The sequence below is a fragment of the Curtobacterium sp. PhB136 genome (genome assembly GCF_004346855.1).
Classification (GTDB): domain Bacteria; phylum Actinomycetota; class Actinomycetes; order Actinomycetales; family Microbacteriaceae; genus Curtobacterium.
In genome coordinates this window covers 37,992-53,012 of record NZ_SMGH01000005.1, presented here as the reverse complement: position 1 = coordinate 53,012, position 15,021 = coordinate 37,992, and the positions used below count along the sequence as shown (strand labels likewise).

Annotated in this window: 18 protein-coding genes; 15 read left to right on the top strand and 3 right to left on the bottom strand. The window is 70.5% G+C overall.

Features of this window, described 5'->3' with window-relative positions; all coding sequences use genetic code 11:
- Positions 1-59: 59 nt before the first annotated feature.
- From EDF27_RS06645 to EDF27_RS06630, 4 genes are all read left to right on the top strand, one after another.
- Positions 60-254 (top strand): helix-turn-helix domain-containing protein, encoded by a 195-nt coding sequence (locus tag EDF27_RS06645; RefSeq protein ID WP_111080648.1) that lies wholly within the window; start codon positions 60-62, stop codon positions 252-254.
- Positions 255-376: 122 nt separating this feature from the next.
- Positions 377-475, top strand: coding sequence for an AURKAIP1/COX24 domain-containing protein (locus EDF27_RS06640; RefSeq protein ID WP_003792170.1), 99 nt, complete (start codon positions 377-379; stop codon positions 473-475).
- A gap of 84 nt (positions 476-559) precedes the next feature.
- Positions 560-814 (top strand): glutaredoxin family protein, encoded by a 255-nt coding sequence (locus EDF27_RS06635; protein ID WP_123655514.1) that lies wholly within the window; start codon positions 560-562, stop codon positions 812-814.
- Positions 811-1,104, top strand: a complete 294-nt coding sequence (locus EDF27_RS06630) for a Dabb family protein (RefSeq protein WP_123655513.1) — start codon at positions 811-813, stop codon at positions 1,102-1,104. The genes EDF27_RS06635 and EDF27_RS06630 overlap by 4 nt, the downstream gene beginning before the upstream one ends.
- Before the next feature lie 168 nt (positions 1,105-1,272).
- Here EDF27_RS06630 and aspS read toward each other — a convergent pair whose 3' ends face one another.
- Complete coding sequence (gene aspS / locus EDF27_RS06625) at positions 1,273-2,613, bottom strand: aspartate--tRNA(Asn) ligase (RefSeq protein ID WP_132047863.1); 1,341 nt, start codon at positions 2,611-2,613, stop codon at positions 1,273-1,275.
- 147 nt (positions 2,614-2,760) lie between these two features.
- Between aspS and EDF27_RS06620 the strand changes: the two genes are divergently transcribed.
- The gene (locus EDF27_RS06620) at positions 2,761-3,111 is read left to right on the top strand and encodes a hypothetical protein (protein ID WP_132047861.1); all 351 of its coding nucleotides are present in this window, start codon (positions 2,761-2,763) and stop codon (positions 3,109-3,111) included.
- Between the two features lie 179 nt (positions 3,112-3,290).
- Here the strand turns inward: EDF27_RS06620 and EDF27_RS06615 are convergent, their stop codons facing one another.
- Positions 3,291-3,713, bottom strand: a complete 423-nt coding sequence (locus tag EDF27_RS06615) for a MerR family transcriptional regulator (RefSeq protein WP_243698239.1) — start codon at positions 3,711-3,713, stop codon at positions 3,291-3,293.
- Between the two features lie 42 nt (positions 3,714-3,755).
- Between EDF27_RS06615 and EDF27_RS06610 the strand changes: the two genes are divergently transcribed.
- From EDF27_RS06610 to ccsB, 6 genes are all read left to right on the top strand, one after another.
- Positions 3,756-5,246 carry a SulP family inorganic anion transporter gene (locus EDF27_RS06610; protein WP_123655510.1) on the top strand — a complete coding sequence of 497 codons (1,491 nt, stop codon included), beginning with the start codon at positions 3,756-3,758 and terminating at the stop codon, positions 5,244-5,246.
- A gap of 67 nt (positions 5,247-5,313) precedes the next feature.
- Positions 5,314-5,970 (top strand): histidine phosphatase family protein, encoded by a 657-nt coding sequence (locus EDF27_RS06605; RefSeq protein ID WP_132047859.1) that lies wholly within the window; start codon positions 5,314-5,316, stop codon positions 5,968-5,970.
- Entirely contained in the window at positions 5,967-6,590 is a 624-nt protein-coding gene (locus EDF27_RS06600; RefSeq protein WP_243698238.1) for a TlpA disulfide reductase family protein, read from the top strand. Before EDF27_RS06605 ends, EDF27_RS06600 begins: the two co-directional genes overlap by 4 nt.
- A gap of 45 nt (positions 6,591-6,635) precedes the next feature.
- Complete coding sequence (locus EDF27_RS06595) at positions 6,636-7,337, top strand: cytochrome c biogenesis protein CcdA (RefSeq protein ID WP_123702646.1); 702 nt, start codon at positions 6,636-6,638, stop codon at positions 7,335-7,337.
- A gap of 43 nt (positions 7,338-7,380) precedes the next feature.
- Entirely contained in the window at positions 7,381-9,030 is a 1,650-nt protein-coding gene (locus EDF27_RS06590; protein WP_123702648.1) for a cytochrome c biogenesis protein ResB, read from the top strand.
- 5 nt (positions 9,031-9,035) lie between these two features.
- Entirely contained in the window at positions 9,036-10,031 is a 996-nt protein-coding gene (gene ccsB / locus EDF27_RS06585; RefSeq protein WP_123655980.1) for a c-type cytochrome biogenesis protein CcsB, read from the top strand.
- Positions 10,032-10,266: 235 nt separating this feature from the next.
- On the opposite strand, the gene EDF27_RS06580 is transcribed toward ccsB, so the two are convergent.
- The gene (locus EDF27_RS06580; RefSeq protein WP_132047857.1) at positions 10,267-11,250 is read right to left on the bottom strand and encodes an o-succinylbenzoate synthase; all 984 of its coding nucleotides are present in this window, start codon (positions 11,248-11,250) and stop codon (positions 10,267-10,269) included.
- Between the two features lie 251 nt (positions 11,251-11,501).
- Here EDF27_RS06580 and EDF27_RS06575 point away from each other — a divergent pair, with 251 nt between their 5' ends.
- From EDF27_RS06575 to EDF27_RS06560, 4 genes are read left to right on the top strand one after another with little or no spacing between them, the layout of a single operon-like run.
- Positions 11,502-11,849 (top strand): hypothetical protein, encoded by a 348-nt coding sequence (locus EDF27_RS06575; protein ID WP_123655507.1) that lies wholly within the window; start codon positions 11,502-11,504, stop codon positions 11,847-11,849.
- Between the two features lie 23 nt (positions 11,850-11,872).
- The gene (locus EDF27_RS06570) at positions 11,873-12,802 is read left to right on the top strand and encodes a 1,4-dihydroxy-2-naphthoyl-CoA synthase (RefSeq protein WP_123655506.1); all 930 of its coding nucleotides are present in this window, start codon (positions 11,873-11,875) and stop codon (positions 12,800-12,802) included.
- Positions 12,802-13,944, top strand: coding sequence for an AMP-binding protein (locus EDF27_RS06565; RefSeq protein ID WP_132047855.1), 1,143 nt, complete (start codon positions 12,802-12,804; stop codon positions 13,942-13,944). Before EDF27_RS06570 ends, EDF27_RS06565 begins: the two co-directional genes overlap by 1 nt.
- Before the next feature lie 46 nt (positions 13,945-13,990).
- Positions 13,991-14,986: a 1,4-dihydroxy-2-naphthoate polyprenyltransferase gene (locus EDF27_RS06560; protein ID WP_243698237.1), complete on the top strand. Its 996-nt coding sequence runs from the start codon at positions 13,991-13,993 to the stop codon at positions 14,984-14,986.
- The last annotated feature ends 35 nt before the right edge of the window (positions 14,987-15,021 follow it).

The following is a 15,021-nucleotide window of genomic DNA, read 5'->3' as shown; positions in this document are numbered from 1 at the left end:
GACCACTCAGGTCACACCAACCTCCGCGTTCGGTCGAGCGCGTGCCCCGAAGGCGGATCATGACCGGCAGTTTCGACGACGTGCGCTTCCTCACCGTCGCTGAGGTGGCCGAGATGATGCGCGTCTCGAAGATGACCGTCTACCGCATGGTGCACGCCGGGGAACTCCCCGCGATCCGGTTCGGCCGTTCCTTCCGCGTCCCGGAGTCGGCAGTCGCCGAGGTCCTGCGCGGCGGCATCGCCGACGTCGGCTGAGTCCTCCGCCTGAGAGCGCGTTCGACATCACAGCGGCCCTCCGGTAGGATCGGGCAGGTTGATTTTCCGCGGCTTCATCGGCCCGGTGTCCGTACATCAGCATCAGTCCGAGCGAGGTCCACATGGGTTCTGTCATCAAGAAGCGTCGCAAGCGCATGGCGAAGAAGAAGCACCGCAAGCTCCTTCGCAAGACGCGTCACCAGCGTCGCAACAAGAAGTAAGTCGCGAGACTTGCCGCAGAAGCCCCGGTTCGCCGGGGCTTTCGCTGTTCCCGGGCCGGGAACCGTCGGGGCTACGCTGATCCCATGCCAGCCGTGACGCTCCTCACCAAGCCCGGATGCCACCTCTGCGACGATGCACGACCGATCGTGGAGCGGGTGGTCGCTGCCCATCCCGGCGTGACGCTCACGGAGCGCTCGATCCTCGACGACGACGCCCTCCGGCTCGAGTACGCCGAGGACATCCCCGTGGTGCTGGTCGACGGCCGCGTCCACAGCAACTGGCGTGTCGACGAGGACCGTCTCGTCCGCGCCCTCGAGAAGGCGGGAGCCTCCGCATGATCCAGCACGTCGTCTCGTGGACCCTCCGGGAAGACCTCGACCGCGCGTCGTCCATCGGGCGGATCCGCGAACTGCTGCACGGGCTGATCGGGGTCGTCCCGTCGATCCGCTCGCTGCAGGTCGTCGAGAACGTCGCCTACCCGGGGAAGAACCAGGACGTCGCCGTCGTGGCGACCTTCGACGACCTCGCCGGTCTCGACGTGTACCAGGTGCACCCGGACCACCAGGCTGCGGCGGCCGAGATCCGTGGACTGGTCACGGGGCGGGCCGCCATCGACTGGGAGAGCTGAGCCGAGCCTCCCGACTGGCGCGCTCCGCCCGCTTGCGCTGGCGCGCTCCGGCGGCGCACAACGAAAGCCGGCTCGAACCACGGAATTCCGTGGTTCGAGCCGGCTTTGGTTGTGCGGATGCGGTTCGCGCCGCGCCGCCGCGCGCCGCAGCCCGCGCCGCCGCGCCCCCTACGGGGTCAGGCGCGTCGGGCCGCGGAACAGGTACGTGACCTCGCGGATGGACGGCTCGCCGAGCATGAGCATCAGCACGCGCGCGAGGCCCATGCCGAAGCCGCCGTGCGGCGGCACGCCGTAGCGGAAGAAGTCCAGGTACCAGCCGAGCTCGGCCGGGTCCAGGCCCTTCTCCTCCGCCTGCGCGGTGAGGACGTCGACGCGGTGCTCACGCTGGGCGCCCGTGGAGATCTCGGCACCGTTGAACAGCAGGTCGTAGCTGTTCGTGAGCGTCGGGTCGTCGGCGTGGCGCATGTGGTAGTACGGGCGGATCGACGCGTCGTAGTCGGTGACGAACACGAACTCCGAGCCGTGGTGCTCCTTCGCCCAGGCGGACACGCGACGCTCGCCCTCGGGGTCCAGGTCGCCGTCGGCACGGACGACGTCGTGGCCGCTCTCCGCGACGATCTTCCGGGCCTCGGCCAGGGGCACGCGGGGGAACGGGGTCGCGGGGACCTGCAGCTCGAAGCCGAAGACCTCCTCGATGTCCTTGCCGTACTTCTCCTTGACCGCGGTGATGCCGGCCACGAGGACCTCTTCGTGCATCGCCATGACGTCCTCGTGGGACTCGATCCACGAGAACTCGGCGTCGACGCTGGTGAACTCGGTCGCGTGCCGGGAGGTGAAGGAGGGGTCGGCGCGGAAGGCGTCGGCGATCTCGAACACGGCACCGAAACCGGCCGGCTGTGCCATCTGCTTGAAGTTCTGCGGCGACTGCGCGAGGTAGGCGGTCGTCTCGAAGTACTCGAGCTGGAAGAGCTCGGCGCGGGACTCCGACGCCGACGCCATCAGCTTCGGGGTGTGGATCTCGATGTAGTCGCGCTCGACCCAGTACGTGCGGAACGCGTGCTCCAGCGTCGTCTGGATGCGGAAGATCAGGTTCTGCTTGCGGTTGCGCAGGTCGATGAAGCGCCAGTCGAGGCGCTTGTCGAGCGAGGAGTCGTCGGCGATCGGGGTCTCCGGGATCGCGGCGCTGACGACGGTGAGCTCGCCGACCTTCACCTCGAGGCCGCCGAGCTTGACGCGCTCGTCGTGCTTGAGGGTGCCGGTGACGTGGATGAAGGAGCCGTGCGCCAGACCCGAGATCGTCTCGGTCGTGGCGAGTGCTGCGGCCGAGGCGTCGTCGCCTTCGGTCGCCTCGCGCGTGGCGGGGTTCACGAGCTGGACGGCGCCGGTCTCGTCGCGGAGGACGACGAACTGCACCTTCTTCTGATCGCGGACGGTCTCGACCCATCCGGCCACGGAGACGGGACCGTCGGGGAGGGCGGCGAGGTCGCTGATGCGGGTGCGTTCGATCACGGTCGTCGAGTCTACCGGGCTGCCGGTTCTGCACAGCCCGGTTCCGTCCGACGGTTCTCCACAGACACCGCCGGGAGGCCCGGCTCGCCCCCGGTGCGTCCGTAGCGTTCTCGACGTGGCCGGGTCGCGAGCGGGGAGGAGGTCCTCATGACGGTGCTGACGGTTGGGACCGACGGTCTCGCGGCCTGGCCGCCTGCGGCGGTCGCGACGGTGGTCGCGGCGCTGGCTGCGGCTGGGCTGTCACTCGTCGCGGCGATCATCGGCGGTCTGTGGGCGGTCCTCCGATGGCGCCAGGACGTCGCGCGGGAGGAACGTGACCGGTACTGGGCTCGGCTGACCGTGGTGTTCGAACTCGTGTCGGGTGACGACGTCGGCCGCCATGAGCTCGGGTACGCACTCGCCGAGGCGATGTGCGACATGCAGAGGATTCCGCCCGGAGAAGAAGCGGGTGCAAAGGTCATGCGGGAACTGCTCAGCAGAGCGAAGGAGACAGGATGACGACGTTCGTGTCGCGGGCGTGCAGAGGCGTCGTGCGGTGGTTCGACCGGCGCGAACCCGCCATCGTCAGTGACGAGGAACTGGAAGCGATGTGGGCGCGCGCGAAGGTCCGCGCCGCGGAATGGCATTCTCACATCGAAGAGCGGAAGCGCGAGATCGGAGCTGCGCGGGATGCATCGTCAGTGGAGCGAAGCGCGGAGGGAGCCCAGCGTGCCGATGAACTCCTCGGCCATGCCCGCCCGCTCGACGAGCTTCGCGTGGCGGGCCCGCGCGTCCTCCAGGAAGGCATCGAGGCGCGCTGCGCGTGCGGCCGTGTCGTCCGCATCACTGCCGGGGAGCCCGTCGACGATGCTGAGGAGGTCGCCCATCTCGTCGAGTGAGAACCCGAGCGGCTTCATCCGACGGATGACGAGCAGCCGCTCCAGGTCGCGCTCGGTGTACACGCGGAAGCCACCAGTGGTGCGGCCGCTCGGCACGAGCAGCCCGACCTCGTCGTAGTGCCGGATCGTCCGGAGGGACATCCCGGCGCGGTCGGCGAGTTCACCGATGTGCATCGTCCCGGCGTCGTGCTGGTCGTCGTGCTGTTCGTCGTACTCGGTCATCGCGCCCAACTCTACCCTCACGTGAGGGTAGGGTTGAGCGCGATGACGACCCTCACCCACGCGCCGGCCGCCGCGAGCGTCCTGTCCGCACTCCGCTCGCCCCGACTCCTGACGCGGGAGGTGTTGGCGGGCATCGTCACCGCGCTCGCCCTCATCCCGGAGGCGATCTCGTTCTCGGTGGTCGCCGGCGTCGACCCGGCGGTCGGGCTGTTCTCCAGCGTCATCATCGCCGTGGTCATCGCGATCGTCGGCGGCCGGCCGGCCATGGTGTCTGCAGCAGCGGGTTCCGTCGCCCTGGTGATCGCACCGCTGGTCCGTGACCACGGGATCTCCTACCTCGTCCCGACGATCGTGCTTGGCGGCGTGATCCAGCTCGTGCTCGGGTTCCTCGGGGTGGCACGGCTGATGCGGTTCATCCCGCGCAGCGTCAACGTCGCCTTCGTGAACGCGCTCGCGATCCTGATCTTCACGGCGCAGCTCCCGAACCTGTTCGGCCACGACGTCCCGCTGGTGGTCTGGCCGTTGACCGCGCTCGGCGTCGCGATCATCGTCGGGTTCCCGTTCCTCACGAAGGCGGTCCCGGCGCCGCTCATCGCAGTCGTCGTGATCACCGTCATCACGATCGTGTTCAGCGTCGCCGTGCCGACCGTCGGGGACGAGGGGGCGCTGCCGACCGCGCTGCCGGGGTTCAACGGCATCACGGTCCCGATCTCGTTCGAGACGCTCACGATCATCGCCCCGTACGCGTTCGGCATGGCGATCGTCGGGCTCATCGAGACGCTGCTCACGGCGCAGCTCGTCGACGCGATCACCGAGACCGGGTCGAGCAAGTGGCGCGAGTCGTGGGGGCAGGGCATCGCGAACATCGCGTCGGCCTTCTTCGGTGGGACCGGTGGCTGCGCGATGATCGGCCAGACCGTCATCAACGTGAAGACCGCGGGGGCCCGCACCCGGATCTCGACCTTCGTCGCCGGTGCCTCGGTGCTCGTGCTCACCATCGTGCTGCACGACGTCGTCGCCCGGATCCCGATGGCCGCGCTGACCGCGGTGATGCTCATGGTCTGCGTCGCGACCTTCGACTGGCACAGCATCCGTCCGCGGACCCTCGGGCGGATGCCGCTCGGGGAGACCGCCGTGATGGTCATCACCGTGGTCGTCGTGGTCGCCACGAACAACCTCGCGACCGGGGTGCTCGTGGGTGTCGTCGTCGCGGCGCTCGTGTTCGCCCGCCGGGTCGCGCACGTGGTCGAGGTGGTCCGCGAGCCGGTGGACGAGCGGACCGTGCGGTACCGGGTCCGCGGTGCGCTGTTCTTCGCGTCGTCGAACGACCTCGTCACCCGGTTCTCCTACGCCGAGGACCCGGAGCACGTCGTCATCGACATGTCCGAGGCGCACGTGTTCGACGCCAGCACGGTGGCCGCCCTCGACGGGGTCGAGCAGCGGTTCGCGAAGCACGGCTCGAGCGTCGAGGTGGTGAACCTGAACACCGGTTCGGTCGCGCTGCACGGCAGGCTCTCCGGACACCTCGGCTGAACGGTCCCGAAGCCGTCAATCGCCTGTGTGGGCAGTGGGAACAGCTGCGCGACCTAGACTGGAACCCATGCCCGCGACCCGAATCCACCTCGTGCGGCACGGCGAGGTACACAACCCGGACCGTGTGCTCTACGGGCGACTCCCGGGCTTCGGACTGAGCGAGCTCGGGCACCGGATGGCCGCTGCGTCCGCCACCGCGTGGAAGGACGCCGGCGTCGACGTCCGCCGGATCGTGGCCTCGCCGCTCCAGCGCACGCAGGAGTCCGCGGCACCGTGGTCCGCCGCGTACGGCCTCGACGTCACCCTGGACGAACGGCTCATCGAGCCGACGAACCGGTACGAGGGACAGCCTCCCGGCTTCACGAAGCGATCCATCCGGAAGCCGTCGGAGTGGCCGTGGATCGCGAACCCGCTGCGACCGAGCTGGGGCGAGGCCTACGAGTCCATCGCCAACCGCATGCTCGCCGCGGTCGCCACCGCGTGGGAGAGCGTCGATGAGGGCGATGTCGTCCTCGTCAGCCACCAGCTCCCGATCTGGATGGTGCACCGGCGCCTGACGGGGGAGCCGCTCTGGCACGACCCCCGGAAGCGCCGCTGCGACCTGTCGAGCATCACGACGCTGGAGCGCGTGCCCGCCACCCTGGGCGGCCGGTTCACCGAGGTCGGGTACGCCGACCCCGCACAGGAACTCCGGGGGACCGCCATCGACGAAGGAGCAGTGTGATCGTCCGCAGTCTCAAGAAGCGGTTCGTCGCGGTCGGGGCGCTCGCCGTCGTCGCCGCGATCGCCCTCACGGGGTGCTCGGGTGGCAGCGACTCGCTGTCGAAGCAGTACGGCAGCGGCACGACGCAGAACTACATCTCCGGTGACGGTGCGGTGACCGAGGTCGCCGCCGACAAGCGCACCGACGCGGTCGACTTCTCCGCGACGACCTCCGACGGCGACACCGTCTCGGCGAAGGCCCTGCGCGGCAAGGTCGTCGTCCTGAACTTCTGGTACGCCAGCTGCCCGCCCTGCCGTGCCGAGGCGAAGTACCTCAACAAGGTGCAGGCGGAGTACGCAGACGAGGACGTCCAGTTCATCGGCGTGAACGTCCGTGACCAGAAGGCCACCGCAGCCGCGTTCGAGCGGACGTTCGGCGTGCAGTACCCGACGGTGCTCGACGCCGACAAGGGCACCATGCAGCTCGCGCTCTCCGGGCAGATCGCACCGAACGCCGTGCCCGCCACGATCGTCCTCGACACGAAGGGCCGGGTCGCCGCCCGCGTCCTCGGCGCGGTCGACGGCACGAGCATCCTCGAGACCCTGGTGGGCGACGAGCTCGACGGCGGCAAGGCCTCCTGACCTGTGGACAGCAACCCCTTCTCCGACGCGATCCTCAGTGGTCAGATGTACGTGGCGCTGCCCGTCGCACTGCTCGCCGGGCTCGTGTCGTTCCTCTCGCCGTGCGTGCTGCCGCTCGTCCCCGGGTACCTCGGGTACGTCAGCGGCGTCGCCGACGGCGGCTCGAGGTCACGCGGACGTGTCGTCCTCGGGGTGCTGCTCTTCGTCCTCGGCTTCACCGCGGTCTTCGTGGCGTACACGACCGTCTTCGGCGCACTCGGCTTCTGGCTGGTGCGCTGGCGTGACCTCATCACCCAGGTCCTCGGCGTCGTGGTCATCCTGATGGGCCTCGTGTTCATCGGGCGGTTCACGTTCCTGCAGCGCACGCTGAAGCCGTCGTGGACCCCCGCGACCGGACTCGTCGGGGCGCCGCTCCTCGGCATCGTGTTCGGCCTCGGCTGGACCCCGTGCCTCGGCCCGACCCTCGCCGCGATCAACCTGCTCAGCGTCCAGTCCGGCAGCGCCTGGCAGGGGATGTGGCTCGGGGTGGCCTACTGCCTCGGTCTCGGCATCCCGTTCCTGCTCGTGGCACTCGGCGCCGGGTGGGCAGCGGGAGCGATCCGCGCCGTGAAGCGCCACATGCGCATCGTCAACATCATCGGAGGAGCGATCCTGATCGTCATCGGTCTGCTCATGGTCACCGGCATCTGGTCGGCCGTCATGTCGAGCGTCGGGGCGGTGATCCAGAGCTATGTCCCGGCAGTCTGACACCGACGCGAGCAGGGTCGAGAACGGCACCGAGTCCGACCCGATGCGCCCGTCCGACCACGTCGACGGCGCCGGCCCCGGCGACGGCGGCGTGAACCAGCCGAAGCTCGGCTTCGTCGGCTACGTCCGCTTCTTCTGGCGCCAGCTGACGAGCATGCGCACCGCGCTGTTCCTGCTGATGATGCTCGCCCTCGCGGCGATCCCGGGGTCCCTCGTGCCGCAGCGCACCGCGGACCCGAACGGTGTCGTCCAGTACAAGGCGGACCACGCGACGCTCTACCCGATCCTCGACAAGCTGCAGGTCTTCGACACCTACACCTCGGTGTGGTTCTCGGCGATCTACCTGCTGCTCTTCGTGTCGCTCATCGGCTGCATCATCCCCCGCACCAGGCACCACTGGCAGGCGCTCCGCACCCGCCCGCCGAAGACGCCGGTCCGCCTGACGCGACTCGCCGGGTTCCGCACCGTGGCCGTGGAGCCGGACACGATGGCGGACGGCGCCGCGGAGACGGACCCGGCCACGGGCCTCCCGTCGGTCGAACGCGCCGTGACGCGCGCGATGGCGCTGCTGAAGCGTTCCGGGTACCGCGTCGAGCGGTTCGGCGACTCGGTGAGCGCGGAGCGCGGCTACCTCCGTGAGACCGGCAACCTGGTGTTCCACGCGGCGCTCGTCGGGGTCCTCGTGGCCGTCGGCATCGGCGGTGGCTTCGGCTACACCGGTCAGCGCCTGCTGGTCGAGGGCCAGACCTTCTCGAACGTGCTCGGCTCGTACGACTCGTTCAACCCGGGCCGCTGGTTCCAGCAGACCGACCTCAAGGGCTACAACCTGACGCTCGACAAGTTCGTCACGAAGTACGAGGAACGGAACCTCAACGCCCTCGGCCAGGCGACGGACTACTCGGCCACCGTGACGAGCAAGGAGAAGGGCGGCGAGTCGAAGACCAGCCGTCTCGGCGTCAACGAGCCGCTGTCGATCGGCGGCACGAACGTCTACCTCCTCGGCAACGGCTACGCGATGCAGGTCACGATCCGGGACGGCGACGGCAACGTGGCGTTCAAGGACGACGTGCCGTTCCTGCCCGCCGACGCGAACTACACCTCCACCGGCGTCATCAAGGTGCCGGACGCGTCGCCGGACCAGCTCGGCATGGTCGGGTTCTTCTACCCGACGGCGGTCAAGCAGACCACCGGTGCGTACGCGTCGACCTACCCGGACACCGAGAACCCGCTGCTGACGCTGCAGGTGTACGAGGGCGACCTCGGCCTCGACGACGGCGTCCCGCGCAGCGTGTACCAGCTCGACACCAAGGGGCTGACGCAGATCGCCGGCACCAAGGCGGACACGAAGAGCATCGAGCTGAAGCCGGGGCAGACCAAGACGCTGCCGAAGGGCGCCGGGTCGATCACCTTCGACGGCGTCAAGCGCTACGTCTCCCTCGACGTCCACCACGACCCGTCGCAGCTGTTCGTCGGCGGGTTCGCGATCCTCAGCGTCCTCGGGCTGCTGACGTCGCTCTTCGTCCCGCGCCGTCGCGTGTGGGTGAAGGTCGTGCCCCGCACGGGCGCCGAGCACGGCGAGTACGACCTCGAGTACGCGGGGCTGGCCCGCGGCGAGGACCCCAATCTCGAACGGGCCGTGGCGGACATCGCCACGCGGCACGTGTCGGACCTCGGAGTTAGGATGCCCTCGTGAACGACATGACGACGACCCTCGCGACCTACTCGGTCGTGCTCACGTACTCGGCGATGGCCGTCTACGTGGTCGCGTTCATCGCGTTCGCGCTGGACATGGCCAAGCGCGCGGGCGAAGTGACGGTCGCTGCGACCGACGCCGCCGCTCCCGCGGTGGAACGCCAGGCGAAGACCGTCGCCACCGTGCAGGGCGGCACCGTCGTGCTCGAGCGCGTCGAAGCCCCCGCGAAGACCGGTTCCGGTCGTCGCGGGTCGCGGTTCGAACGCGTCGGCATGGCGATGACGATCCTCGCGCTCGTGCTGCACATCGGCTCGATCGTCCTCCGGGGCATCGCCGCCGACCGTGTGCCGTGGGGCAACATGTTCGAGTTCTCGCTGACGGGCACCGGGCTGATCATCGCGATCTTCCTGCTCGTCCAGTTCTGGCAGAACCTCAAGTTCCTCGGGGTGTTCATCACCGGCCTGACGCTGATCCTGCTCGGCATCGCCACGGTGAACTACTACGTGCCCGTCGTCCCGCTGCAGCCCGCGCTGCAGTCCTACTGGCTCGTGATCCACGTCTTCGTCGCCATCTCCGGCACCGGGTTCTTCGCGCTCGGCGCCGGCCTTGCGGTGTCGCAGCTCGTCCAGACGTACCGCCTCGGGCACTCCGGCGCCGCCAAGAAGCTCCGCTTCATGGAGACCCTGCCCGACGCCGACCGGCTCGAGGTCCTGACCTACCGCGTGCTGCTCGTCGGCTTCGTGCTCTGGACCTTCACGCTCATCGCGGGCGCCATCTGGGCCGAGCGTGCGTGGGGTCGCTACTGGGGCTGGGACACCAAGGAAGTCTGGACCTTCATCATCTGGGTGGTCTACGCGGGCTACATCCACGCTCGTGCGACGCGCGGCTGGCGTGGGGCGCGGTCGTCCTGGCTGGCCCTGATCGGGTTCGCCGCGGTGATGTTCAACTTCTCCGTCGTCAACGTGTTCTTCAAGGGGCTGCACAGCTACTCCGGCCTGTGAGCAGCTGAGGTCCGCCGACACGTCGGCACCTGCCTGGAGGCGCGGTGCGGGTCCGTCCCGCGCCGCGCCTCCGTCGTTCCCGCGCCCACGCCCCCGGCCTCACCCCCGTGGTGAGATCGCAGTTCGCGTCGCCTCGGCAGCGCGGGACCGACAGAAACTGCGATCTCAGCGGCCGCCGCGGGCGCGGCGCGGGCGCGGCGCGGGCGCGCGGGCGCGCGCTGCGCGGCGCGGCGCGCTACGCGGCGGCGCGCAGCGCCGCGTGCACGCGCGCGAGGCGGGCGCGCCACCACGCGTCCCGCTCGGGCGGGGCACCGAACCGGGCCAGCAGCTCGGGTGCGACGTCGACGCGGCGCACCCCGATCCTCCCGTCGGTGGGCAGCAGCGGGTCGGCGGTGACGTCACCCTCGAACATCACGGCGGTCCCGAGGCCCGCGGCGTAGCCCGGGCTCATCGCCGCCGCGGCGAGGAACGCCCCCATCCCGAGCCCGACGGACGTGTCCAGCGCGCTGGACACGACGCAGGGGAGCCCCGCCGCCGCGATCACCGAGCGCGCAGCGGTGATCCCACCGAGGGGCTGCGCCTTGACGACGAGGACGTCGGCGGCTCCGGCTCGGGCGACGGCGAGCGGATCGGAGGCCTTCCGGACGCTCTCGTCCGCCGCGATCGGCACGCCGAGGCCGGCGATCCGGGCCCGGAGCTCCGCGAGCTCGGGAACGGTGCGGCAGGGCTGTTCGGCGTACTGCAGGTCGAACGGAGCGAGCTGCTCGAGCGCGGCCGTGGCCTGCTCGACGCTCCACAGGCCGTTCGCGTCGACGCGGACGGCAGCGGTGGGTCCCATCACGCGGCGCACCTCGGCGACCCGGGCGACGTCGTCCGCGATCGTGGTGCCCGGTTCGGCGACCTTGACCTTCGCGGTCGTGCAGCCGGGGTAGCGCGCGAGCAGGTCCTCGACGGCACCGGGGTCGATCGCCGGGACGGTGGCGTTCACCGGGACGGACGCCGCCGCCGGAGCATGCGCGGTCCAGCCGAAGTCGATCGTGCCACGGAGCCAGGCGGCGGCCTCGGCGTCGTCGTACTCGACGAACGGGGAGAACTCCGTCCAGCCTTCCGGGCCGCGGAGGACGACGGCTTCCCTCGTGGTGATGCCGCGGAACCGGACCCGCATCGGGAGGGCCACGACGTGGGCGTCGGCGAGGAGTTCGGCGAGGTCGGGGAGCACGCTCCCATCCTCGCAGCGGACCTCACGGTTCCTCGGAGCCGACCGCCAGGGCGGGGCATTAGCATGCATCGGTCGGCCTCGGTCGACGGCCGACACGACGACCAGAGGGAGGCTCCGTGGCGCCTGATCCGCAGCAGCGGTCGTCACGCGCATCCGGAGCCGGAGCGTCGGGCGCACGGGCACCCGGAGCCCGAAGCGGGACGCCCCGGACGGGCCAGCCGCGCGCCGGCACGGACGAGTTCGCCCGGCTCATGCGGAGCAACACCGTCGACGTCCGGCAGCAGGGTCGGACCCGCCGCCGCCGGAACCCGGTCGTCGGCAAGATCGCCTTCGGTCTGGCGATCGTCTCCGCCGCGGTGGACGCCAGCGCGTTCGCGGTGTTCATGGGCGGCGACACGAAGTTCGCGTTCGGGATCTGCTTCGTCGTGGTGTTCCTGACCCTCATCGCCGCGGTCCTCGGGTTCATCGCCGCGGTCGGCGGATTCGGCCGCTGGTACGGCGCGATCGGCGTCGTCGTGGCGTTCTTCGCGAACCCGGTGATCCTCATCGTGCTCGTCGTGATGGTGGCTCCCGAACTCCTCACCGACATGGGGGCCTAGGGCACCGGCGATAGGTTGGGTGCATGCCCGACACCGTGTCCGACCTGTTCGACCCCGACGTCTGGACGACCGCCCCGGCGGCCGCGTCCTTCACCGACATCACGTACCACAAGCACGTGTCGCAGGGCATCGTGCGCATCGCGTTCGACCGCCCCGAGGTCCGCAACGCCTTCCGTCCCCGCACCGTCGACGAGCTCTACCGCGCACTCGACGACGCCCGGCAGGACCCCCGCGTCGGTGTCGTCCTGCTCACGGGCAACGGCCCGAGCCCGAAGGACGGCGGCTGGGCCTTCTGCTCCGGCGGCGACCAGCGGATCCGTGGACGGAGCGGCTACCAGTACGTCGGCGACGAGGGCGCGCCGCCGGAGGGCGTCGACCCCGCTGCGGCGCAGGCGTCGATGGGCCGGCTGCACATCCTCGAGGTCCAGCGGCTCATCCGGATGATGCCGAAGGTCGTCATCGCGGTGGTCCCCGGGTGGGCGGCCGGCGGTGGGCACTCGCTGCACGCGATCTGCGACCTGACGATCGCCAGCGCCGAGCACGGGAAGTTCAAGCAGACCGATGCCGACGTGGGCTCGTTCGACGGCGGGTACGGCAGCGCCTACTACGCCAAGCAGATCGGGCAGAAGCTCGCGAGAGAGGTCTTCTTCCTCGCCGAGGAGTACTCCGCGCAGCGCGCCTACGAGATGGGTGCCGTCAACCGGGTCGTCCCGCACGAGGACCTGGAGCGTGAGGCCATCCGCTGGGGCGAGATCATCCTCGGCAAGTCCCCGACGGCGATCCGGATGCTCAAGTACGCGTTCAACGCGGTCGACGACGGCATGGTCGGCCAGCAGGTCTTCGCGGGCGAGGCCACCCGTCTCGCCTACGGCACCGACGAGGCGGTCGAGGGCCGCGACTCCTTCCTCGAGAAGCGCAAGCCCGAGTGGACGTCCTTCCCCTGGCACTACTGATGGTCCGGCCACTGGTCGCGCTGGGCACGTCGGACCCGTCGGCGGTGCTCCGCGGCCTGGAGGCTGCCCTCGCCGGCGGCCCCGCGCTGCTGCCCGTCGCCGAGGGCGCTCCAGCACTGCCGACAGCGGCCCCGGCCGACGTCCCGCGGCGGGTCGCCCTGATCGTCGAGACGAGTGGGTCCACCGGCACCGGCAAGCGCGTGGCGCTGTCCTCCGAGTCGCTCCTCGCCGGTGCGGCCGCCGCCGACGCGGCGCTCGGCGGCCCGGGTGGCTGGGTGCTGGCGTTGCCGACCCACTACATCGCGGGCCTCAACGTCCTGACGCGGTCGGTCGCCGCGGGGACCACCCCGTCGATCGTGGCACCGGGGCACTTCGACGCGGCGGCGTTCGCGGACGCCGCCGACCGGCTCGTCACCGGACCGGCCGCGCCGCGTCGGTACACCTCGCTCGTGCCGGTGCAGCTCGCCCGGGTGCTCGACGACGAGCGTGCGACGTCCGCCCTCGCCGGGTTCGACGCGGTGCTCGTCGGTGGGCAGGCGACGCCGGCCCCGCTCCGGCAGCGCGCCGTCGACGCGGGGGTGCACGTCGTCACCACGTACGGCGCGAGCGAGACGAGCGGGGGCTGCGTGTACGACGGCGTCCCGTTCGGCACCGTCGGCACCGAGCTCGTCGACGGGGAGCTCTGGCTCCGCGGTCCGATGCTCGCCGAGGGGTACCTCGGTGACGACGAGCGCACCACATCGACGTTCGTGGAGCGGGACGGCCACCGGTGGTACCGCACGGGGGACGCCGCGACGATCGAGGACGGCACGGTGCGGGTGCTCGGACGCCTCGACGACGTCGTCATCTCCGGCGGCGAGAAGGTCCCGCTCGGTCTGGTCGAGCGCCTCGTCCGCGAGCTGCCCGGTCAGGAGTCCGCGGTGGTGACCCGGCGGGCATCGGGGGAGTGGGGCGAGGTGCCGGTCGTCGTCACGGCACGCCCGCTCGACCTGGAGCGCGTCCGGGACCACGTCGGTGCCGCCCTCGGCCGGGCCGCCCGACCGGCGGAGGTGCTGGTGGTGGACGAGGTGCCGATGCTCGCGTCGGGCAAGCCGGACCGCCGCGCGATCCGCTCGATCGCCGATCCGTCAGCGGCTTCATAGCGGTGCGGGGCGTCGCGTCCGCGCAGCCCGAATAGGATTGACGGTCGTGGCACGATCGAAGAACGAGACCCAGAAGCAGGGCCGCTCCGGCAACCCGGCGAAGGCAGCTGCCCCGGCACGCACGAAGCGACGGGCGACCGCCAGCGACTGGATCGGCGGCGCACGGCTCCGCACCCTGACGCTCGGTGTCGTCCCGGTCGTGCTCGGCACGGCCGTGGCCTTCGTGGACAGCGGGATCACCGGCGACTTCGGCGACTACATCGCGAAGGACGGCCACCTCGCGATCGCCCTGCTCGCCCTCGCCGTGGCACTGTTCCTGCAGATCGGTGTGAACTACAGCAACGACTACTCCGACGGGGTCCGGGGCACGGACGAGTTCCGCGTCGGCCCCGCCCGGCTCACCGGCGCCGGCCTGGCGAAGCCCCGCACGGTGCTGACCGTCGCGCTGACGTTCTTCGGCCTCGCGGCCGTCGCCGGCATCGTCATCGTGGTGCTCACCCAGCTGTGGTGGCTGCTCCTCGTCGGTGCCGCGGCGATCGTCGCCGCCTGGTTCTACACCGGCGGCAAGAAGCCCTACGGCTACAACGCGCTCGGCGAGGTCTTCGTCTTCGTGTTCTTCGGCCTCGTCGCGGTCCTCGGCACCCAGTACGTGCAGATCCGGGAGATCACGCACAGCGGCTGGGCGGCGGCGATCGCGGCCGGGTTCTTCGCCTGCGCGGTCCTGATGGTGAACAACATCCGCGACATCGACGAGGACCGGCTCGCCGGCAAGCGGACCCTGGCGGTCGTCGTCGGCCGTCCGGTCGCCCGCGTGCTCTACGGCGTGTTCCTGATGCTGCCGTACGTCGCGCTGCTCTGGTTCGTGCTGCTGTACTTCCGAACCGGCTTCACGTACTTCTCGCTGCTGCTGGCGCTGCCGGCACTCGCGATCGGGGTGTCCTCGCGGAAGCCGCGCGAGCTCATCACGGCGCTCCAGCTGTCGTCGTTCGCGTCGCTGGCGTTCGGCCTGGTGCTCGGCATCACGCTGGCCCTGCAGCCGTAAGCCCTGCAGCCGTAGGCCCTGCAGTCGTAAGCCCT